The 20,860-nt window shown below is 72.4% G+C and carries 21 protein-coding genes; 16 read left to right on the top strand and 5 right to left on the bottom strand.

Going from position 1 to position 20,860, the window contains the following annotated elements:
* Positions 1–106: 106 nt before the first annotated feature.
* From PSEJ31_RS0104450 to PSEJ31_RS0104435, 4 genes are all read left to right on the top strand, one after another.
* Positions 107–1,132 (top strand): aspartate-semialdehyde dehydrogenase, encoded by a 1,026-nt coding sequence (locus tag PSEJ31_RS0104450; RefSeq protein ID WP_019399884.1) that lies wholly within the window; start codon positions 107–109, stop codon positions 1,130–1,132.
* 421 nt (positions 1,133–1,553) lie between these two features.
* Positions 1,554–3,320 carry a FimV/HubP family polar landmark protein gene (locus tag PSEJ31_RS0104445; protein ID WP_084220799.1) on the top strand — a complete coding sequence of 589 codons (1,767 nt, stop codon included), beginning with the start codon at positions 1,554–1,556 and terminating at the stop codon, positions 3,318–3,320.
* A 6-nt stretch (positions 3,321–3,326) separates the two neighbouring features.
* Positions 3,327–4,100, top strand: a complete 774-nt coding sequence (truA, locus tag PSEJ31_RS0104440) for a tRNA pseudouridine(38-40) synthase TruA (RefSeq protein ID WP_019397961.1) — start codon at positions 3,327–3,329, stop codon at positions 4,098–4,100.
* Entirely contained in the window at positions 4,097–4,753 is a 657-nt protein-coding gene (locus tag PSEJ31_RS0104435; RefSeq protein ID WP_019397962.1) for a phosphoribosylanthranilate isomerase, read from the top strand. The genes truA and PSEJ31_RS0104435 overlap by 4 nt, the downstream gene beginning before the upstream one ends.
* Positions 4,754–5,234: 481 nt before the next feature.
* Here PSEJ31_RS0104435 and PSEJ31_RS0104430 read toward each other — a convergent pair whose 3' ends face one another.
* Positions 5,235–5,600, bottom strand: coding sequence for a helix-turn-helix domain-containing protein (locus PSEJ31_RS0104430; protein WP_232207890.1), 366 nt, complete (start codon positions 5,598–5,600; stop codon positions 5,235–5,237).
* A 417-nt stretch (positions 5,601–6,017) separates the two neighbouring features.
* Here PSEJ31_RS0104430 and PSEJ31_RS0104425 point away from each other — a divergent pair, with 417 nt between their 5' ends.
* The 8 genes from PSEJ31_RS0104425 (at position 6,018) to PSEJ31_RS0104395 (ending at position 11,626) form a co-directional block, all read left to right on the top strand.
* Positions 6,018–7,280, top strand: a complete 1,263-nt coding sequence (locus PSEJ31_RS0104425) for an HlyD family efflux transporter periplasmic adaptor subunit (RefSeq protein WP_026010384.1) — start codon at positions 6,018–6,020, stop codon at positions 7,278–7,280.
* 157 nt (positions 7,281–7,437) lie between these two features.
* Positions 7,438–9,555 carry a peptidase domain-containing ABC transporter gene (locus PSEJ31_RS0104420; protein WP_037034467.1) on the top strand — a complete coding sequence of 706 codons (2,118 nt, stop codon included), beginning with the start codon at positions 7,438–7,440 and terminating at the stop codon, positions 9,553–9,555.
* An 82-nt stretch (positions 9,556–9,637) separates the two neighbouring features.
* Entirely contained in the window at positions 9,638–9,802 is a 165-nt protein-coding gene (locus PSEJ31_RS16865; RefSeq protein ID WP_156924924.1) for a hypothetical protein, read from the top strand.
* Positions 9,803–9,873: 71 nt separating this feature from the next.
* Entirely contained in the window at positions 9,874–10,023 is a 150-nt protein-coding gene (locus PSEJ31_RS16860; RefSeq protein ID WP_156810417.1) for a hypothetical protein, read from the top strand.
* A 94-nt stretch (positions 10,024–10,117) separates the two neighbouring features.
* A complete protein-coding gene (locus PSEJ31_RS16855; RefSeq protein WP_019397967.1) occupies positions 10,118–10,276 on the top strand; it encodes a hypothetical protein in 159 nt (52 codons plus the stop codon).
* A gap of 40 nt (positions 10,277–10,316) precedes the next feature.
* Complete coding sequence (locus PSEJ31_RS16850) at positions 10,317–10,475, top strand: hypothetical protein (protein ID WP_019397968.1); 159 nt, start codon at positions 10,317–10,319, stop codon at positions 10,473–10,475.
* A 112-nt stretch (positions 10,476–10,587) separates the two neighbouring features.
* Positions 10,588–10,752 carry a hypothetical protein gene (locus PSEJ31_RS16845; RefSeq protein ID WP_019397969.1) on the top strand — a complete coding sequence of 55 codons (165 nt, stop codon included), beginning with the start codon at positions 10,588–10,590 and terminating at the stop codon, positions 10,750–10,752.
* A 421-nt stretch (positions 10,753–11,173) separates the two neighbouring features.
* Positions 11,174–11,626: a CPBP family glutamic-type intramembrane protease gene (locus PSEJ31_RS0104395; RefSeq protein WP_083852393.1), complete on the top strand. Its 453-nt coding sequence runs from the start codon at positions 11,174–11,176 to the stop codon at positions 11,624–11,626.
* A gap of 30 nt (positions 11,627–11,656) precedes the next feature.
* On the opposite strand, the gene PSEJ31_RS0104390 is transcribed toward PSEJ31_RS0104395, so the two are convergent.
* Positions 11,657–12,544, bottom strand: a complete 888-nt coding sequence (locus PSEJ31_RS0104390; protein ID WP_019397972.1) for a LysR family transcriptional regulator — start codon at positions 12,542–12,544, stop codon at positions 11,657–11,659.
* 93 nt (positions 12,545–12,637) lie between these two features.
* On the opposite strand from PSEJ31_RS0104390, the gene trpB reads away from it, so the two are divergent.
* Both trpB and trpA read left to right on the top strand, forming a co-directional pair.
* On the top strand, positions 12,638–13,852 hold the full coding sequence (gene trpB / locus PSEJ31_RS0104385) for a tryptophan synthase subunit beta (protein WP_028914770.1): 1,215 nt from the start codon (positions 12,638–12,640) through the stop codon (positions 13,850–13,852).
* Positions 13,853–13,935: 83 nt separating this feature from the next.
* Complete coding sequence (trpA, locus tag PSEJ31_RS0104380; protein ID WP_026010385.1) at positions 13,936–14,739, top strand: tryptophan synthase subunit alpha; 804 nt, start codon at positions 13,936–13,938, stop codon at positions 14,737–14,739.
* Positions 14,740–15,037: 298 nt separating this feature from the next.
* On the opposite strand, the gene PSEJ31_RS0104375 is transcribed toward trpA, so the two are convergent.
* The 3 genes from PSEJ31_RS0104375 to PSEJ31_RS0104365 all read right to left on the bottom strand — a co-directional run bounded on the left by PSEJ31_RS0104375 (position 15,038) and on the right by PSEJ31_RS0104365 (position 18,445).
* On the bottom strand, positions 15,038–15,586 hold the full coding sequence (locus tag PSEJ31_RS0104375; protein ID WP_019397975.1) for a methylated-DNA--[protein]-cysteine S-methyltransferase: 549 nt from the start codon (positions 15,584–15,586) through the stop codon (positions 15,038–15,040).
* On the bottom strand, positions 15,583–17,109 hold the full coding sequence (locus PSEJ31_RS0104370) for an AlkA N-terminal domain-containing protein (RefSeq protein ID WP_028914769.1): 1,527 nt from the start codon (positions 17,107–17,109) through the stop codon (positions 15,583–15,585). The genes PSEJ31_RS0104375 and PSEJ31_RS0104370 overlap by 4 nt, the downstream gene beginning before the upstream one ends.
* Before the next feature lie 97 nt (positions 17,110–17,206).
* The gene (locus tag PSEJ31_RS0104365; RefSeq protein WP_051403645.1) at positions 17,207–18,445 is read right to left on the bottom strand and encodes an ectonucleotide pyrophosphatase/phosphodiesterase; all 1,239 of its coding nucleotides are present in this window, start codon (positions 18,443–18,445) and stop codon (positions 17,207–17,209) included.
* Positions 18,446–18,637: 192 nt separating this feature from the next.
* Here PSEJ31_RS0104365 and PSEJ31_RS0104360 point away from each other — a divergent pair, with 192 nt between their 5' ends.
* Positions 18,638–19,084, top strand: a complete 447-nt coding sequence (locus PSEJ31_RS0104360) for a hypothetical protein (protein ID WP_028914767.1) — start codon at positions 18,638–18,640, stop codon at positions 19,082–19,084.
* An 81-nt stretch (positions 19,085–19,165) separates the two neighbouring features.
* Positions 19,166–20,839 (top strand): urocanate hydratase, encoded by a 1,674-nt coding sequence (gene hutU, locus PSEJ31_RS0104355; protein ID WP_028914766.1) that lies wholly within the window; start codon positions 19,166–19,168, stop codon positions 20,837–20,839.
* Positions 20,840–20,860: the final 21 nt, after the last annotated feature.

Here is a 20,860-nt window from a genome sequence, read left to right as displayed (position 1 = left end):
ACGCAGCACGGCGCCCACCCCGGCAGAGGTTCCCCGAACCCGGCCCCGCGCATCGCGCTCCTGCTTTCCGAATACCAGTCACCAATCACGAACCACGGACATTCCAATGAGCAACGCAGAACGCCGCTTCACCGTCGCAGTCGTAGGCGCCACCGGCGCGGTCGGCGAGACCATGCTGAACATCCTGGCCGAGCGGAACTTCCCGGTCGCCGAGATCATCCCGCTGGCCTCCGAACGCTCGGCCGGCGGCGAGGTCGAGTACGCCGGCCGCAAGGTCAAGGTGCAGGACCTGGCCACCTTCGACCCCAAGGGCGTGGACATCGCCCTGTTCTCGGCCGGCGGCAGCGTGTCCAAGGAATACGCGCCGAAGTTCGCCGCCGCCGGCGCGGTGGTGATCGACAACTCCTCGGCCTTCCGCTACGACGACGACGTGCCGCTGGTGGTGTCCGAGGTCAACCCGGAGGCGGCGAAGAACCGTCCGCGCGGCATCATCGCCAACCCCAACTGCTCGACCATGCAGATGCTGGTGGCCCTGGCCCCGCTGCACCGCGAGTACGGCATCGAGCGCATCAACGTGGCCACCTACCAGTCGGTGTCCGGCGCCGGCCGCTCGGCGCTGGAGGAGTTGGGGCGCCAGACCGGCGCGCTGCTCAACTTCCAGGATCCGGACCCGCAGCGCTTCCCGGTGCAGATCGCGTTCAACCTGATCCCGCACATCGACGACTTCCTGGACAACGGCTTCACCAAGGAGGAGATGAAGCTGGTCTGGGAGACCCGCAAGATCCTCGGCGACGACAGCATCCAGGTGAACCCGACCGCGGTGCGCGTGCCGGTGTTCTACGGCCACTCCGAGGCCGTGGCGATCGAGACGAGGAAGAAGGTCACGGTCGAGGCCGCGCGCGAGCTGCTGGCCCGTTCGCCGGGCGTGGAAGTGGTCGACGAGCGCAAGGCCGGCGGCTACCCGACCCCGGTCACCCACGCCTCGGGCAACGACCCGGTGTACGTGGGCCGCATCCGCGAGGACTTCTCGCACCCGCGCGGCCTGAACCTGTGGATCGTGGCCGACAACATCCGCAAGGGTGCCGCGCTCAACGCGGTGCAGCTGGCCGAACTGGTCGCCGCCGGCGGCTGATCCGGACGGCGGCGTCCCTTGCCGCCGCCTCCTGCACCACGGCAAGGCCGGGGCTCCATGCCCCGGCCTTTTCGTTGGGCCGGACCTGGATGCGTGCCGGGCTGCAAAGGGGGCTTGGCCCGGACAAGGCCGCAGTTTGCATCCGCGCAAGCCGCCTGGCCGATGCGGGCTTGCCAGGCCGGCGACGCAGGCCCCGCCCTGGGCCGCTGCGCCTGGGCCGGCCATGCCGGTCCCGGTCGCAAACGCGTGCCGCGGGCAGCCATGGGTGGCCGCGCGATTGCCGCAAGGCCCGGGGGAGGGGCAACGGCCGCTTCCGGCCGGGCGGGGCGGCCGGTTGCAAGCGGGCGTTCCGTGCCGCGCCGGACGGTTCCCGGGCTGCCGGCGCTGCGGTGGGAACGGCGAAACCGCTATAGTTCGCGCCATGGAGAAGAGGGGACAGGGCGCGTGGCGCCCGTTGCAATGGCTGGTGGCGACCGCCCTGTTGCTGGCCAGCAGCAGCGCACTGGCGCTGGGCCTGGGCCAGATCCGGGTGCTGTCCGGGCCGGGACAGCCGCTGCTGGCCGAGATTCCGATCATCTCCAACCAGCCCGGGGAGCTTGAGAACGCGCGGGTGCGCCTGGCTTCGGCCGAGACCTTCGCCCGCGTCGGCCTGCAGCCTCCGACCGGCCTGGTGCGCGACCTGCAGTTCGCGATCAGCGCCGACGCCCACGGCCGCGCCGTGGTACGCGTCACCAGCAGCGCCCCGGTCGACGTGCCGGCGGTGTCCTTCCTGGTCGAGGTCGACTGGGGCCAGGGCCGCCTGGTGCGCGAATACTCGGCACTGGTGGAGGCGCCGCAGAGCGCGGTGGCGATCGAGGCCCCGGTGATCGAGGCGCCGCAGGCACTGCCTTCGGACATGATCGTGCGCGCGCCCGAGCCGCTGCCGCCGCCTCCGCCGGCGCCCGTGGAACCGGCGCCTGCGCCGGCCCCGGCACGGGCTCCGGCTGCGGCCATCCAGCCCACGGTGGCGGCCGCCCCCGGCGAGACCCTGGCCCGGGTCGAGCGCGGGCAGACCCTGTCCCACGTGGTCGCCGCCATGGACCGCGGCGGCTACAGCCGCGAACAGGCGATGGTGGCGCTGCTGCGCGCCAACCCCGAAGCCTTCATCGGCGGCAACATCCACCGCGTGCGTGCCGGCGCGGTGCTGCGCATGCCGGGCGCGGAACACTATGCCGACGCGGCCACCGCGGCCGCGCTGGTGCGCGAGCAGACCGCGCAGTGGCGCCAGCTGGCCCAGCCGGTGCCGCAGCCGGCGGTGGCCGGCGCACCGGAGCAGCAGGGCACCATCGGCGACAGCGCCGCCGCGGCTCCCGCCCCGGCAGCGGCCGCGGCTGCTGCCGGCGCGCGGCTGGAGATCGCGCCGGCGGTGGCGGCCGAAGGCACGCAGGCGGCGACATCCGGACTGGGCAGTGGGGGCGAGGGCGACATGCTGGCTAACGAACAATTGCGCCAGGCGCAGGAAGACCTGGCCGCCCGCGAGTCGGAGGTGCAGGAGCTGCGCAGCCGGGTCGAGGAACTGGAAAAGCTGCAGCAGCAGCAGATGAAGCTGATCGAGCTGAAGGACAGTGAGCTGGCCGCGGCGCAGCAGCGCCTGGCGCAGATGGAACAGGAATCCGCGCACAGCGGCCTGGGTCTGTGGCCGCTGGTCCTGCTGCTGCTGGCGGCGGCCGCGGGCGCGGCCTGGTGGTTCGCGCGCCGGCCCAAGCCGCTGCCGATCCCGGTCGGCCGCGGCGCCGGCTTCGATGCCGCCGCGCTGGCCGCGGCCGCGCCGTCCACCCACGTGCCGGCCGACCCGGTGGTGCCGGTGGAGGCGCCGGAACTGGAACCGCATCCGGTCGAGCCGGAGGCGTACGTGGACGAGCAGGCCCCGGAGCCGGACGTGGAACCGGAGCTGCCGCTGCGCCACGACGACCTGCCGCCGCCGGCACCGGCCGCGCGCGAGTCCGCGGCCCCGGCCTGGCACGACGACGCGTCCGCTTTCACCCCGCTCAACCCGGCCCCGGCCGGGCGCGAGCGCCTGGAGCTGGCCGTGGCCTACCTGGACCTGGGCGACGTGGACACCGCGCGCACCCTGCTGCGCGAGGTGCTCGCCGGCCAGGATCCGGCCGCCCGCGACGAGGCGGCGCAGCTGCTTCGCGAGATCGGCTGAGCGGCGATGCGCTACGCGCTGGGCGTGGAGTACGACGGCGGCGCCTTCCAGGGCTGGCAGGGCCTGGGGCCGTCCGGGCCGCCGACGGTGCAGGCCACGCTGGAGCGCGCGCTGTCCTCGGTGGCCGACCAGGAGATCACGGTCAGCTGCGCCGGGCGCACCGACGCCGGGGTGCACGCCGAATGCCAGGTCGTGCACTTCGACAGCACCGCCGAGCGCGATCCGCGCGCCTGGACCCTGGGCGTGACCGGGCGCCTGCCGCCGACCGTGTGCGTGCGCTGGTGCGTGCCGGTGGACGCGGGCTTTCACGCCCGCTTCTCCGCCCGCGCCCGACGCTACCGCTACACCCTGGTCAATCGTCCGGTGCGGCCCGCGCTGTACCGCGCCACGATGGCCTGGGAGCGGCGCCCGCTGGATGCCGATGCCATGCACCGCGCGGCCCAGGCGCTGTTGGGCGAGAACGACTTCAGCGCCTTCCGCACGGTGCATTGCCAGGCACCGCATGCACGCCGCAACCTGCAGGACATCCAGGTCCGCCGCAGTGGCGAAACCGTCACCATCGAGGTACAGGCCAATGCGTTCCTGCACCACATGGTCCGCAACATCGTCGGTTCGCTGCTGGAGGTGGGCGCCGGTGCCCAGGACGAGGGCTGGATCGCCCGCCTGCTCGCGGGGCGCGACCGCACCCTGGCCGGGCCCACAGCGCCGCCGCAGGGCCTGGTCTTCCTGCGTCCCCTTTACCCCGCCGAATGGGGCCTGCCGGAGGAGGTGACGCTGTGAGCCGAGCGCTGTACCGCACCCGCATCAAGTTCTGCGGCATGACCCGCCCCGGCGACGTGCGCCTGGCCAGCGAGCTGGGCGTGGACGCCGTGGGCTTCGTCTTCGCCGAGGGCAGCCCGCGCCAGGTGACGCCGATGGCGGCGCGGCAGCTGCGCCTGGCGATGGCGCCGCTGGTCAGCGCCGTGGCGCTGTTCCGCAACAACAGCGCCGAGGAAGTGCGCGAGGTGGTGCGGCAGATCCGCCCGGCGCTGTTGCAGTTCCACGGCGACGAGGACGACGCGTTCTGCCGTGCCTTCCGGGTGCCGTACATGAAGGCCATTCCCATGGGCGACGGCAGCACCTGGGACGCGCAATCGCTGCAGCAGCGCTGGCCCAACGCGGCTGCCTTCCTGTTCGACAGCCATGGCGCCGGCGGCTCCGGCGGCAGCGGCAAGGCGTTCGACTGGCGGCGCCTGCCCACCGGCCTGCACCGGCCGTTCGTGCTGGCCGGCGGCCTGGACCCGGACAACGTGGCCGAGGCCATCGCCGCGACCCTGCCTTGGGCGGTCGACGTGGCCAGCGGCATCGAACTGTCCCCGGGCATCAAGGACGGCGACAGGATGCGCCGCTTCGTCGCCGAGGTGCGGCGCGCGGACTGCGCCGAACTGGACTGAGCGGCACGCGAGGGCGCAGGCCAGCCGCGCAGCCGTGCCAGCGTCCGCGCGTGCATTCGGGCCGAAGAGCCGTCTGTTGCTCCCGCCGTTCCATGCGCTGCCGCGCGTCGCGCAGGCATGAGCGCCCTGGACAAGCGCAACGGTAGCCGCGCGCCACTGCCTGCCCGCCATCGGCGCGTACGCGAGCCTGCGGCCGCGTGGGCGGTTCCCCTTCGTAGCGCAAGGCGCCGGTCCGGATGCTTCGGGCCGGATCAAGCGCACCTTGCCAGGGGCGCCCGGACAATGCATCTGCTGCCCCGCTCCTGAGGAACGAGGACGGGAGACTGTTGCCCGCACCCGTTGCCGGGTGATCGCAGCGGGGCGGGGTTGGTGGCCGCACAGGCGCTCGTGCAGGCAGCCGCGGGTGCGGCCGTTCGGCGCGCATCGGCCAGGCAGGCGATGCTCCGCGCCGGAGCCATCGCGCCGCGCGATCGGCGCCTGCTCAGGCGCGGCGGCGGCCCTCCACGCCCTGGACCTGGACCTCGGCCATTTGCAGCAGCAGTTTCTGCACCGGGCGGCTTGCCAGGCGGTAGGCGTGCAGCAGGCGGCGCTCGGCCGGATCGTGCACCAGTTCCGCATCCACCGCAGGCAGGTCGTCGCTGCCGTCGTAGGTGAGCGGACCGCGCCCGGTGGCCAGCCATTCGAAACACACGCCGGTGACCTGCGCCAGGCGTTCGAGCCTGGCCGTCGCCGGCTGCGCGCCCACCGCGCATTCCCAGTTCGCCACCGCGCCGCGGGTGACGCCGAGGAGTGCGGCCAGCGCCTCCTGCGACAATCGGGCCCGCTGGCGCGCAATGCGGATTCTCATCGAGAGATTCATGCGTTCCCTTCCTGCCCTGTCCGTGGCATTGGCTTGGAGCCTAGCCCTGCCAAATGCGATTGCGCAACCGGCGCAAATGCAAGCGATTCTGGCTGCATTTCGTGCAGTTTCGCTTGCACCGCCTGGTGCGTTGCTTGTGTGACGCGGCGCGAGGCCTGCGCCGCAAGCGGCTTTGCACGTGCCACGCACCATCGTCGGGCTTGTCGTCGCAAATCCCGGCGGGCAAGTATCGGGATGAAGCGAGTGCGCGTTGCGTCATCTTTGTGACGCGGCGCACATCGAGCGCGAGGGGAGAGGGATGAAGGAGTCATCTGGTACCCACGAAGCGCCGCGCGCCGCGCGGAGCGCGGCAGCCATCCGGCGCACATGGACGGCGCGGGCCCTGGCAACGGACACGGACGCGGCATGAGCCAGGAACTGTTCCGCAGGGAAGCGCTGGAGGCGCGTCGCGGCAGCTGGCTGGGCGCGATCTCGCTGGCCCAGCCGCTGCGGCTGTGGCTGCTGACCGCTGCCGCCGCCGCGGTGGCGCTGGCGGTGATCCTGTTCCTGCTGTTCGGCACCTACACCCGGCGGTCGCCGGTGGTGGGCCAGCTGGTCCCCAGCGCGGGCATGGCCACCGTGGTGGCGCCGGCCACCGGGGTGGTGGTGGCCGCCCACGTGCAGGAAGGCGCGCGCGTGCAGGCCGGCCAGGCGGTGGCGGTGGTGGCGGTCCCGCGCGCCACGCGCGCCGCCGGCGACACCAACGCCGCCCTGGAGGAGCGCCTGCGCCGCCGCCGCGAGAGCCTGGAATCGGCGCACGCGGCGCAACTGGCGCAGCTGGAAGCGCAGGAATCCGGGCTGCGCGTGCAGCTGGCCACCGCGCGCCAGGAACTGGCCCAGGTGGAGGCGGAGATCCGCACCCGCGAGGAGCAGATCCGGCTGGCGCGCGAGACCCTGGACCGCCTGCGCCAGCTGCAGGACGAGCGCTACGTGAGCCTGCTGCAGATCAAGCAGCAGGAATCGGTGGCGCTGACCCAGGTCGGCGAGATGCAGGCGCTGCAGCGCCAGGCCGTGTCCACCCGGCGGATGATCGCGCAGCTGCAGCAGGCGCTGGCGGAGATTCCCGGCCAGCGCAGCGCCGGCGAGGCCTCGTTCGCGCGCGAGCTGGCGGCGCTGGAGCAGGAGCTGGTGGAGACCCAGGCGCGCGGCGAGCTGGTGCTGACCGCGCCGATCAGCGGGGTGGTCGCCACCCAGCTGATCAAGCCGGGCCAGTCGGTGCAGGCCGGGCAGCCGCTGCTGTCGGTGCTGCCGGGCGAGGGCACGCTGGAGGCGGAACTGCTGGTGCCCAGCCGCGCGATCGGCTTCATCGAGCCTGGCGACGCGGTGATGCTGCGCTACCAGGCCTTCCCCTACCAGAAGTTCGGGCACCAGCGCGGCACCGTGGACCGGATCAGCCGCAGCGCGCTTGGTCCGGGCGAACTGGCCACGCTGACCGGCAACGCGCAGGCACCCGAGCCCTATTACCGGGTGACGGTGACGCTGCCGGCGCAGGCGATCCGCGCCTACGGCCGCGCCGAGCCGCTCAAGCCGGGCATGGTGCTGGACGCGGACATCCTCGGCGAGGAACGCACGCTGATCGAATGGCTGCTGGAGCCGCTGTGGTCGGTGCAGGGACGGGTTGCCGGTTGAGCGGCGGCGGGATCCGGCGCGCGCCGGCGCGCCGGCGGTGGACGGAGAAGGCGATGCGGATGTGGCGGCAACGGCAGGAAAGGATGGCGGCGGCGCGCTTGGCAGGGCAGGCGGCGGCGCGCGCGCCGGCGTGCCGGCTGCGGGAGGGCGGGCGCGCATGCTAGGCCGTTCCCCGCGGGTGGTGCTGCAGGCCGAGGCGGCCGAATGCGGACTGGCCTGCCTGGCCATGGTGGCGTCCGCGCATGGGCACCAGACCAGCCTGTCCGAGCTGCGCCAGCGCTTCCCGCTCTCGCTCAAGGGCGCGCGCCTGGACCAGCTGATCCGCATCGCCCAGCAGCTGGGTTTCGCCACCCGTCCGCTGCGGCTGGACCTGGAGGAACTGGACAAGCTGCGGCTGCCCTGCATCCTGCACTGGGACTTCAACCACTTCGTGGTGCTGGCGCGGGTCGACCGCTCCGGCGTGGTGCTGCTGGATCCGGCCAGCGGCGAGCGCCGGGTGTCGCTGCGCGAGGCGTCCGACCACTTCACCGGGGTGGCGCTGGAGCTGGGCCCGGCGGCCGAGTTCCGCCCGCGCAAGGCGCCGGCCTCGGTCGGCGTGCGCCAGCTCACCGGCCCGGTGCGCGGGCTGTGGGGCGCGCTGGCGCAGATCCTGGTGCTGTCGGTGGCGCTGCAGGTGTTCGTGGTGCTGGCGCCGTTCTTCATGCAGTGGGTCGTGGACCAGGTGCTGGTGTCCGCCGATCGCGACCTGCTGACCGTGCTCGGCCTGGGCTTCCTGCTGGCGCTGCTGCTGCAGGTCGGCATCGGCCTGCTGCGCGGCTGGTCGGTGGTGTACCTGTCCACCCGGCTGGGCCTGCAGTGGATGGGCAACGTGTTCGCCCACGCCCTGCGCCTGCCGCTGGACTTCTTCGAGAAGCGCCACCTGGGCGACATCACCTCGCGCATGTCCTCGGTGCAGGCGATCCAGCGCACGCTCACCACCAGCTTCGTGGAGGCGCTCATCGACGGCCTGATGGCCGTCGTCACCCTCGGCCTGATGCTGCTGTACAGCTGGAAGCTCGCCCTGGTGACGCTGCTGGCGGTGGCGCTGTACATCGGCATCCGCGCGCTGGCCTACCGCCCGGTGCGCGACGGCACCGAGCGCCAGCTGGTCGCCGCGGCCAGGCAGCAGACCCACCTGCTGGAATCGCTGCGCGGCATGCAGAGCCTGAAGGTCGCCGGCGAGGAACCGCGGCGGCGCGCCGCGTACGAGAACCTGATGGTCGACACCGTCAACCACGAGGTGCGGCTGGCGCGCATGGGCCTGGGCTTCAACAGCGCCAGCCAGCTGGTGTTCGGCATCGAGCGGGTGGTGGTGATCTGGATCGGCGCGGTGCTGGCGCTGCAGAACGTGCTGTCGGTGGGCATGCTGATCGCCTACCTGGCCTACAAGGACCAGTTCGCCACGCGGATGGCAGCGCTGATCGACAAGTGGATCGAGTTCCGCATGCTGCGCCTGCATGGCGAGCGCCTGGCCGACATCGTGCTGACGCCGCCGGAGGACGAGCGCGAACGCTCGGAACTGCCGCCGCCGCCGGATACCCGGATCGAGGTCGAGGGGCTGTCGTTCCGCTACGGCGACGCGGAGCCGTGGGTGATCAGGGACTGCAGCTTCACCATCGAGCCTGGCGAGTCGGTGGCCATCGTCGGCGCTTCCGGCTGCGGCAAGACCACCCTGGTCAAGCTGATGCTGGGCCTGCTCCGGCCCACCGAGGGAAGGATCTGCATCGGCGGCTACGACATCCAGAAGGTCGGGCCGCGCAACGTGCGCGCGATCGTCGGTGCGGTGATGCAGGACGACCAGCTGTTCGCCGGCAGCATCGCCGACAACATCAGCTTCTTCGACCCGCAGGCCGACCAGGCGCGGATCGAGGAGGCGGCGCAGCTGGCCGCCATCCACCACGAGATCGCGGCCATGCCGATGGGCTACCACGGCCTGATCGGCGACATGGGCAGCTCGCTGTCCGGCGGGCAGAAGCAGCGGATCATCCTGGCGCGTGCGCTGTACCGCAAGCCGAAGCTGCTGTTCCTCGACGAGGCCACCAGCCACCTGGACGTGGCCAACGAGCGCCTGGTCAACGAGGCGGTGAAGGGCCTGGCGCTGACCAAGGTGATCGTGGCCCACCGCCCGGAAACCATCGCCAGCGCCGACCGCGTCCTGGTCATGGACCAGGGGCGGATCGTGCAGCAGCTGCGCCACGAGGTCGTCGACGGGCGCTTGGTGCCCGTGCCGTGCTGAGAGTGCCCGGGCCGGTGCGGCCCGGGCGGCATACCGTGGTGTGCGGAACACACCGGACAGGTACGCGTTCCAGGAGGAACACATGCGGAAGCTGGCGCAGATGGAAATGGCCCGGATCGCGGGCGGGGTCGGCGAACCGGACGAGTCCCCGCACCTGCCGCTGCCGGGCGGCATCTCCGAGGCCGAGTGGCAGCAATGGCTCGACTTCTTCGAAGAGCAGGCGCGGCGCAACCAGCCCAGGCCCTGAGGCGGGGCGCGGCGCGAGAGCTGCGGCCCGCCGGATGTGTGGTGCAACCGTCAACCCAGAGGAGCACAGGAATGCGCGAGATCGAAAGCGGAGAGGTCGGGCAGGTGGTGGGTGGACAGACCTGGCCCTGGCCTCCCGAGCCGCCTGATTACCCCCGTCCGGAAATTCCCGAGTGGGGCGACATCCGGCGCGAACGGATAGAGGCACGGTTGAAGCCGTGAAGCCGTTCGTTGGTTGGCTGCGGCCGGCATGCCCGCGCGACGCGGATGCCGGCACGGCCATCCCTGGTGCACTAGGACTTCGAGGAGATCGCCAATGCGCGTGATGGAACAGGCAGAGATCGGAAAGGTGGCGGGCGGGGCGGGCGAGGAAGCGCCCCCGCCGCAGCCGTGGACGGGCGTGTCCGATACGGGGTGGCAACTGCTGCTCAACCTGCTCAGGGAACAGGAGCGCCGCTACCGGCAGCATCGCTGACCGGCGCGGATCACTTTGGCAATCGAACGGGAGACGAGGAATGCGTGACCTGTACCGCGGGGAATTCCCGCATGTCGGCGGTGGCGAGCTGGTCCGGGTGCCGCCGCCGGATCCGCTGGCGGGCTACCTGGATCGCGCCCAGCGCGAGCTGGAATGGCTGCTGGAGCAGTACCAGCAGGTGAAGCCGGTCGCCCCCTGACCGGCTGCCGGCGGGTGCGCGGACCGGCCCGACTGCCGGTCCGCGCGACCGCTGCATCCGTGGCTGCATGTGGCCGTCCCGCCCGGGGCGGCCTCGATCAACGGAGGACGAGATGCGCGACATGACCCAAGAGGAACTCCGCCATGTAGTCGGCGGCCTGGTCGTAGTGGCGCCCGGCTACAAGCCGCCGGGGCGCGACGATGCCACCGAAGCCTGGCTGGACTGGCTGGCCCCCAGTCCCACGCCCGAGCCGCGGGAGCGTTCGGCGGCGGCCTGAGGCTGCTGCGGTCCGTAGGCGGGGATGGCCGAGGCCCTCCCCGCGGGCGGCTTGCGGGATGAGTGGGGCTTTCCGGCTGAAGCAGCGCCGCTGGCAGTCGGGTGAACCCGGCATGCAGCCGGGGACGCGGCCCGGTAGTACCTGGAACCCTGGCTTCATGCGGGGGGATCCGACCCAAAGCGCCGGTTTGTTCCTGCGCATCGGTGCAGGTAAATCCGATTGATCTTGCCGGGCAGCGCCATAGTATTCCGCGAGGACCGTACCCAGGAATCAAGGATGGATCCTTGATCCGCGACGCCGGATGCGTCATGCAAGGAGGCAAGAAAGCCCGCCACCTTCATCAACGTGTACGGCGCTTGATTGAAGGGCCGGGGCGGGCGGTGCCTGCCCCGGCTCCAATGGACGGAGGCATGGGGGCAGCATGACTCGACCGCCTATCCCCAAACTGGTTGCGGAAAGTGCATGCGCGAGCGCGGTCAGCCTCGCCGGTGGCGCCAGCTTGGCTTTTGCCTTTGGCGCGACAGGCAGCACCGGTTCTGTCGGCGAACTTCAGTCTCCCGAGGGGTGGCGGGTGTTCGGGTGGGTGCTGGTCAGCCCGCTGCTGGAAACCCTGGTGATGGGGGCGTTGCTTTCCTGGATATTCCTGCCAAGGACACGCAGCAGCGCGCTGGCAATCCTGATGTCGAGCGTGGTCTGGGGTCTGGTGCACGGGCTCGCCGACTGGATCAGCGGCATCGCGAACCTGGCCAACTTCGCGGTGTTTTCCTTCGTATATGTCAGGTACCTGAAGTTCGGTGCGGGCTGGGCGGTGCTTGCTGCCTCCATCACGCATGCCATCCACAATTCCGTGGTGGCAACGCTTCTGGTGTTGTAGTGGTTCCTGCGCCAGCCCGGCGTGCCGGACTCAGTGGTCCAGTTGCTTCCGCAGCCATGTGGTGAACGGCGCGATCCGCGCATCGCCTCCACCGCGCAGCGTGCATAGCGCCCAGTAGCCGTCGGTTTCGGTAAAGCCCCAGGGTGCGACCAGGCGGCCGGCGCGCAGGTCGTCGGCGACCAGTTCCTGCGGGGCGATGGCCACGCCCAGGCCGGCAGCGGCGGCTTCCAGCAGGTAGTAGAGATGGTCGAAGCCGGTGCCCAGGCGCAGGGCTTCCGGATCCAGGCCGTTGCGGCGGGCCCATTCCGGCCACGCCGAGGGCCGCGAGGCGGTGTGCAGCAGCGCCTCCTGCAGCAGCGCGGTGGCGGGAGCACCCTGCAGCCGGGCATGCGCCGGATGTCGCGGGCTCAGCACCGGCCCGATGCGTTCCGGCGCCAGCCGGTGCACGTCCCAGCCGGGCGGCCAGGGCGGGGTGCCGATCAGGAGCGCGGCGTCCATCCCGGTGAGCGCCGCATCGGGCGTCGCCTCGCTGGCCGCCAGGTGCAGGCGCAGGTCCGGCAGCTCGGTCGCCAGCTGCTCCATCCGCGGGATCATCCAGCGTGCCAGCAGGCTGCCCGGGCAGCCCAGCACCAGGGCGGGGGCCGCCGCCGGCGAGCGCAACTCCGCCCAGCTCCGGCGCAGCGGCTCGAACGCGGCGGCCGCGGCCTCGCCCAGGCGGCGACCAGTGGCGGTCAGCGCCAGCCCGCGGCCGTGCCGGGTGAACAGCGGGGTGCCCAGCGCGTCCTCCAGCAGCTTGACCTGGCGGCTGACCGCGCCGTGGGTCACGTGCAGCTCCTCGGCCGCCGCGGCCATGCTGCCCAGGCGGGCGGCGGCCTCGAAGGCGCGCAGGGCATTGAGCGGGGGCAGGTCGCGTGACATGTGAGTTTTCCTGACGTGTCGCGCCAGACTTTATCGCTTTATGGGCGGCATGTCGTGCGTTAAGGTCAACCCACCTTACATACCGTCAAGCCGATGAGCGCCCCCATCCAGGACTTCCACGCCTATCCCGACGCCAGTGGCCACTTCGGCCAGCACGGTGGCCGCTTCGTCGCCGAAACCCTGATCGGCCCGCTGCAGGAACTGGCCGCCGCCTATGACGAGGCCAGGGCCGACCCGGCCTTCCAGGCCGCCTTCGAGAAAGACCTGAAGCACTACGTCGGCCGGCCTAGCCCGATCTACCACGCCGAGCGCCTGAGCCGGGAAGTGGGCGGCGCGCAGATCCTGCTCAAGCGCGAGGACCTGAACCACACCGGCGCGCACAAGATCAACAACACCATCGGCCAGGCGCTGCTGGCCGCGCGCATGGGCAAGAAGCGGATCATCGCCGAGACCGGCGCCGGCCAGCATGGCGTGGCCAGCGCCACCGTGGCCACGCGCCTGGGCCTGGAGTGCGTGGTGTACATGGGCGCCACCGACATCGAGCGGCAGAAGATCAACGTCTACCGCATGAAGCTGCTGGGCGCGACCGTGGTCCCGGTGACCTCCGGCTCGGCCACGCTCAAGGACGCGCTCAACGAGGCCATGCGCGACTGGGTCACCAACGTCCAGGACACCTTCTACATCATCGGCACCGTCGCCGGTCCGGATCCGTACCCGCGCATGGTGCGCGACTTCAATGCCGTGGTCGGGCGCGAGGCGCGGGCGCAGATGCTGGCCGACTTCGGCCGCCTGCCGGACGTGATCACCGCCTGCGTCGGCGGTGGCAGCAACGCCATGGGCCTGTTCCATGCCTTCCTCAACGACCGCCAGGTGCGCATCGTCGGCGCCGAGGCCGCGGGCGACGGCGTGCACACCGGGCGCCACGCGGCCTCGCTGTCGGCCGGCCGGGTCGGCGTGCTGCATGGCAACCGCACCTACGTGCTGTGCGACGACGACGGCCAGATCATCGAGACCCACTCGATCTCCGCCGGCCTGGACTACCCGGGCGTGGGCCCGGAGCACGCCTTCCTGCAGGACAGCGGCCGCGCCGAGTACGTGGGCGTGACCGACGAGGAGGCGCTGGAAGCCTTCCACAAGCTGACCCGCACCGAGGGCATCCTGCCGGCGCTGGAATCCAGCCATGCGGTCGCGCAGGCGATCAAGCTGGCGCGCGAGCTGCCGAAGGACGCACTGGTCCTGTGCAACCTCTCCGGCCGCGGTGACAAGGACGTGCACACCATCGCCGCGCGCGAGGGCATCCAGCTGTGAACCCGGCGCCGGCCGTGCTGGCGCCGAACCGCATCCACACCGCGCAAACGCGCCACCGGCGCGACGCAACCCACGGGCGATCCATGAGCCGCTTCGAAACCACCTTCTCGCGACTGCGCGCCGACGGGCGCAAGGCACTCATCCCCTTCATCACCGCCGGCGATCCCGCGCTGGAGGCGACCGTGCCGGTGATGCACGCGCTGGTCGAGGCCGGCGCCGACTGCATCGAGCTGGGCGTGCCGTTCTCCGATCCGATGGCCGATGGCCCGGTGATCCAGCGCAGCTCCGAGCGCGCGCTGGCGCGCGGGGCGACCGTGGCCTACGTGTTCGACTGCGTGCGCCGCTTCCGCGAGCGTGACGCGGACACGCCGGTGGTGCTGATGGGCTACCTCAACCCGGTGGAGATCCGCGGCGCGGCCCGGTTCGCCGCCGAGGCGGTGGCCGCCGGCGTCGACGGCGTGCTGCTGGTGGACCTGCCGCCGGAGGAAGCGCCGCAGTTCCAGCCGGCGTTCAACGAACTGGGCCTGGCCCTGGTGATGCTGGCCTCGCCGACCACCTCGGACGAGCGCGCGGCCATGCTCAGCGCCAGCGCGCAGGGATACCTGTACTACGTCAGCTATGCCGGCGTGACCGGCGCCGACCGCCTGGACACGGATGCCGCCAGCCGCCGCCTGGAGGAACTGCGGGCAGCGGCGAAGGTGCCGGTGGTGGCCGGCTTTGGCATCAAGGACGCGGCCAGCGCCAAGGCGATGGCGGCCGGCGCCGATGGCGTGGTGGTCGGCTCGGCGCTGGTATCGGTGCTGGCCGAAGCCGCCGATGCGGACGATGCCGCCGCCCGCGCCCGCGCCTTCCTCGCCCCGCTGCGCGCCGCAATCGACGCCGGCTGAACGACGGCGCGGCACATCACGTCTTCGGGGCGGTCCCGACCGTGGCCTCGTTCGGCGCTCGCGCATACCCCTGGACAAGGCCCCGGGCCGCATCCGGGGCGGGCGCGCGTCAGCCCTGGCGTTGGACGCCGGGAGCCCTGGTGCGCTTCGCTTGGCCGGGCTGCGAATCCGTCCACCAGCGCTCAGGCCGGCAAACGCCAGCACCCGGTGGCTTGCTCCTCGAACCGCCCGCAAGCCACGCCCGCCACTACGGGCGTAGCCAGTGACGCCCGTATCAACCCGAATCCCGAATCACCAATCACCAATCACCAATCACCAGTCCCGGATCCCGAACCCCACCAAACAGATCGCGCGCGGCCTCCTGCGGCGGGATCGCGCCTTCCAGCTGCAGCAGGAAGCGCTTGGTCGGCAGGCCGCCGCCGAAGCCGGTGAGCGAGCCGTCGGCGCCAATCACGCGGTGGCAGGGCAGCACGATCGGCAGCGGGTTGCGGCCGTTGGCCGCGCCGACCGCGCGCATCGCCGCGGGGCGGCCGACGCGCATCGCCAGCTGCGCATAGCTGATGGTGCTGCCGTAGGGGATGTCGGCCAGCGCCAGCCACACCTGGCGCTGGAACAGCGTGCCCTGCGGCGCCAACGGCAGGTCGAACTCGCGGCGCTCGCCGTCGAAGTACTCCTGCAGCTGGCGCCTGGCCTCGCCAAGCACCGGGTGCTCCTTCGGCACCCAGCCGAGCCGGCGCTGCGGATGGCGGTTCTGCGGAAACTCGATTGCGTGCAGTCCCGCATCGGAGGCGGCCACGGTCAGCGGGCCGACCGGGCTGTCGAACCGGCAGTAATGGATGGCGCTCATGGGATGACCTCCGCTTCGGTGCCGGCACGGGACGCGGGCAAGGCGGCCTCGCGCCAAAGATGGATGACGGCGTACGCACGCCAGGGGCGCCAGGCCTGCGCGCGCTCGCGCAGCTGGCGGGTGGACAGGCGCGTGCCGTCGCCGGACGCGGCCTTCTGCAGCACCAGGTCCTCGGCCGGGAACGCGTCCGGATGGCCGAGCGCACGCAGGGCCAGGTACTGCGCTGTCCATGGGCCGATCCCGGGCAGGGCGCACCAGGCTTCGACGAATTCCTCCAGGGTCTGTTCCGGGCCGAAGCCGACCTTGCCCTCCAGCACCGCGCGCGCGATCGCGCGCAGGCTGGCGATGCGCGCACCGGTCAGGCCCAGGCCGTCCAGGTCCGCCGCGGCCAGGGTGGCCGCGTCCGGGAACAGCCGGTCCAGGCCGGGTGCGGCGTCCAGCGCCACCTGCGCGCCATGGCGCTGCACCAGGCGCGCGGCCAATGTACGCGCGGCGGCCACGCTGACCTGCTGGCCAATCACCGCGCGCGCCGCGATCTCCAGCCCGTCCCAGCCGCTGGGCAGGCGCAGCCCGGGTCGCTGGCGCAGCAGCGGCCGCAGGCGCGGATCGGCCCCCAGCACCGCGGCGATCGCGTTCGGGTCGGCATCCAGGTCGAACATCCGCCGCACCCGCTGCACCGTGTCCGCGAGCCGGGCCGGCGCCACGCCGTGCAGTTCCAGCCTCAGCGCATGCACCGGGCGCGCCCGGGTCGATGGCCAATGGCTGATCCGCAGCCAGGCCGGCGCGCTGGCGTCGCCGACCACGCGCGCATAGGACTGACCATCCACCCGTTCCACCCCGGGCAGGGCGCGGTCGCGCAGGAAATCCAGGATGGCCGCGAAGTCGTACGGCGGCCGGTAGCCCAGGCGCAGCACCAGCGAACGGTCGGCCGCCAGCGCCGGGCGCTGCTGCAGGCTGCGGCGCAGTTCGCGCGGCGCCATGCGATAAGCCTCCTGGAACGCGGCATTGAAGCGGCGCAGGCTGCCGAAGCCGGCGGCCAGCGCCACCTCGGTGACCGGCAGCGTGGTCTCGGTCAGCAACTGCTTGGCGAACAGCAGGCGGCGGGTAACGTGCACGCCCAGTGGTGCCGCGCCCAGGCGCTGCACGAACAGCCGCCGCAGCTGGCGCTCGCCGACCGCCAGCCGCTCGGCCAGGGCCGCCACCGGATGCTCGGCCAGGAAGCCTTGCTCGATCAGCGCCAACGCCCGCGCCACCAGCGCATCGCCACGCCGCCAGGCGCCGTCCTCCGGCGCCAGCTCGGGGCGGCAGCGCAGGCAGGGGCGGAAGCCGGCCGCCTCGGCCGCGGCGGCGCTGGGGTAGTAGTCGACGTTGGCCGGCAGCGGCGGCGGCGCCGGGCACACCGGCCGGCAATAGATGCCGGTGCTGCGCACCGCGGTGAAGAACAGCCCGTCGAACCGCGGGTCGCGGCTGAGGCGGGCGCGTTCGCATACGCGCGGATCGGGCAGGGCGGCGACGGAGGACATGCGCGCAGGCTAGCACCGGCGCCCGGGCCCGACTGGCCGTTTCCGGACATCAAAGCGGACGCCGCCGGCACGGCCCGGCCGCCGGCGGCGCCGCGGATCAGGGCGCCTGCAGCGCCGGCAGCAGGGTTTGCGGGTTGCCGTCGCCCGGCTGCGGCTGCACGCCCACCAGGCGCGCCAGCAGCGGGTAGACGTCGACGTTGTCGAACACCGGCAGGCGCAGGCCGCGGCGGAACGCCGGGCCATGGGCCAGGAACACCGCGCGCATCGACGGAAGGTCCGGGTCGTAGCCGTGCGCGCCCGCGTCGCGGCGGCCTTCGGCATTGCGCCGTTCGATCATCGCCCGCGGCAGGGCGTTCCAGCCTTCGTCCATCTGGCACACGATCGGCGGGATGCGCGGGTGGCTGCCGTAGTGCAGGCGCGCCGGGATGCGCTCCTTCTCCCAGCACTGGTACTGCGCGTGGCGGCCGGGCAGGCGCGCGCGCAGCGCGTCCCCGTATCCGGCGCGCGGCACCAGGCCGATCACCTGGCCGATGCTCACCACCTCGGCCTCCTCCATCGCGGCGATGTCCTCCACCGCGAGGAAGTTCCGGGCGTCGGCCATGCCGTGGTCGGACACCACCACCACGTTCGGGACCACGCCGGCGGTCTCCAGTCGCGCCAGCAGCTGGCCGATGGCCGCGTCCACCGTGCGGATCGCCGCGCGGGCCTGTTCCGAGCCGGGGCCATGGTCGTGGCCGGCGCCGTCGACCATCTCGAAGTACATCGCCACCAGCCCGGGGCGCGGCCCCTGCGGCGCCGCCACCCACGCGGCAACCCGCTCGACGCGCTCGTCCAGCGGGATGTTCGCGTCGAAGGCCTGGCCCTGGCGCGGCAGCACGCCGTCGCGCTCGGCGGTGGCGCCCGGCCAGGCCCACACCGCGGTGGCGATGCCGGCGCGCTCGGCCGTGGTCCATAGCGGCTCGGCCTGCCACCAGCCGGCGACCGTGGCCGCCTGCTTGTCCGCGACCACGAAGCGGCCCAGCTGCGGATCCTTCATCGAGTTGTGGACCACGCCGTGGTGGTCCGGGCGCAGGCCGGTCACCAGGGTGTAGTGGTTGGGGAAGGTGAGCGCCGGGAAGGACGGGCGCATGCCCTCGGCCTGCACGCCTTCGCGCGCCAGGGCGTCGAGCACCGGGGTATCGCCGCGGCCGAGCGCATCGGCGCGCAGGCCATCGACCGAGACCAGCAGCAGCGGGGTGTACGCCGGCTCCTTGGCGGTGCGGGCGGGAGCGGCCGCGCAGGCGGCCAGGGAGAGCAACAGGAACAGGAAGGCGCCGAGGCGCGGCAAACAGGACATCACATGGGGAGAGGGCAAAACAGGTGCGGAAGCTTGGCAGATGCGCGTTGCCGTCCGCCAGCCTTGACGTGCACCGGCCAAACCGCGCCTGAGCGGTTCCCGAGCGCCGGCTGAAGCAGCCCGCGCTCCCGCCGGCGCGGCTGCCGCCGCGCGCGTTATAACGGGGGCGTATCCATACGGAGCGCCGACCCGATGCCGATCCCGCGAGCCGCACGCCTCCCGGCCCTGGCCATCGCGCTGTGGCTGGCCCTGTCTCCGCTGGCCCAGGCCCAGTCCGTCACCCCCGACCGCTACCGCCAGCGTGCCGGCGACCAGGACACCCGTGCGCAGACCTGGGAACGATCGCGCCAGGCCGCGGAGCAAGCCCGCCAGCAGCAGCTGGACGCCAGCCGCCGCGCCGCCGCCGAGCGGCATCGCCTGGCGCTGGAGGACAACCGCCGTCGGATGGAGGCCGACCGCGCGCGCGCCGAGCGGCGCATGCTGCACGCCGCCTCGCCCGAACAGCGCGAGCGCTACCGCCAGGAGTTCGAGGCCCGGCGCATCCAGTACGAACGCGAGCGCGAGGAGATCGAGCGCGCCCGCGAGGCCGAGGAGCGCCGCCTGCAGCGCCAGCAGGAAGCGCCCCGCGCCGGCCACTGAGCCACCGCGCCCCGCGCTGCACAACGGGCCGGCGCGGGGCCGCTGCGATAATGCCGGCACCTTCCATCCAGGTGTACCGGCATGTCCGATCCACGCCACGATCCCTCCCGTGTCGTCCGCGCGCCGCGCGGCAGCCAGCTGACCTGCCGCAGCTGGCTGACCGAAGCCCCGTTCCGGATGCTGCAGAACAACCTCGACCCGGACGTGGCCGAGCGCCCGGAGGACCTGGTGGTGTACGGCGGCATCGGTCGCGCCGCGCGCGACTGGGAATGCTTCGACGCCATCCTCGCCACCCTGCGCGAGCTGCGCGACGACCAGACCCTGCTGGTGCAGTCCGGCAAGCCGGTGGGCGTGTTCCCGACCCACCCGGACGCGCCGCGGGTGCTGATCGCCAATTCCAACCTGGTGCCGCACTGGGCCAGCTGGGAGCACTTCAACGAGCTCGACCGCAAGGGCCTGATGATGTACGGCCAGATGACGGCCGGCTCGTGGATCTACATCGGCTCGCAGGGCATCGTCCAGGGCACCTACGAGACCTTCGTGGAGATGGGCCGCCAGCACTACGGCGGCGACCTTACCGGCAAGTGGATCCTGACCGCCGGCCTGGGTGGCATGGGCGGCGCGCAGCCGCTGGCCGCGTCCATGGCCGGCGCCAGCAGCCTGACCATCGAGTGCCGGCAGAGCCGCATCGACTTCCGCCTGCGCACCGGCTACGTCGACGAACAGGCCACCGACCTGGACGACGCCCTGGCACGCATCGAGCGCTACACCCGGGCCGGCCAGGCGCGCTCGGTGGCGCTGCTGGGCAACGCCGCCGACGTCCTGCCGGAACTGGTGCGCCGCGGCGTGCGCCCGGACGCGGTCACCGACCAGACCTCGGCGCACGATCCGCTGCGCGGCTACCTGCCGCAGGGCCTGACCGTGGCCGAGTGGGAGGAGGAACAGGAAGTGGTGCCCGAGCGCGTGCGCGACCTGGCCAAGAAGTCCATGCGCGTGCACGTGGAAGCCATGCTCGCGTTCCAGCGCATGGGCGTGCCGGTGTTCGACTACGGCAACAACATCCGCCAGATGGCCTTCGACGTGGGCTGCAGCAACGCGTTCGACTTCCCAGGCTTCGTGCCGGCCTATGTGCGTCCGCTGTTCTGCCGCGGCGTTGGCCCGTTCCGCTGGGTGGCCCTGAGCGGCGACCCGGAGGACATCGCCAGGACCGACGCCAAGGTCAAGGAACTGATCCCCGACGACCCGCACCTGCACCGCTGGCTGGACATGGCCGCCGAGCGCATCCGCTTCCAGGGCCTGCCGGCGCGCATCTGCTGGGTCGGCCTGGGCCAGCGCCACCGCCTGGGCCTGGCGTTCAACGAGATGGTGCGCAATGGCGAACTCAAGGCCCCGGTGGTGATCGGCCGCGATCATCTGGACAGTGGCAGCGTCGCCAGCCCCAACCGCGAGACCGAGGCCATGCGCGACGGCAGCGACGCGGTCAGCGACTGGCCGCTGCTCAACGCCATGCTCAACGTCGCCGGCGGCGCGACCTGGGTCAGCCTGCACCACGGCGGCGGCGTGGGCATGGGCTACTCCCAGCACTCCGGCGTGGTGATCGTGTGCGACGGCAGCGAGGCCGCCGACCGCCGCCTGGAACGCGTGCTGTGGAACGATCCCGGCACCGGGGTGATGCGTCACGCAGACGCGGGCTACGAGATCGCCATCGACTGCGCGAAGGAGCAGGGGCTGCAGCTGCCGATGCTGGGGCGGTAGGACCGAGGGCGCCGGGGGGCG

The sequence above is a fragment of the Pseudoxanthomonas sp. J31 genome, assembly GCF_000510725.1.
Taxonomy (GTDB): domain Bacteria; phylum Pseudomonadota; class Gammaproteobacteria; order Xanthomonadales; family Xanthomonadaceae; genus Pseudoxanthomonas.
The sequence above is the reverse complement of the archived record's forward strand: the minus strand, read 5'-3'. Positions and strand labels throughout refer to the sequence as shown.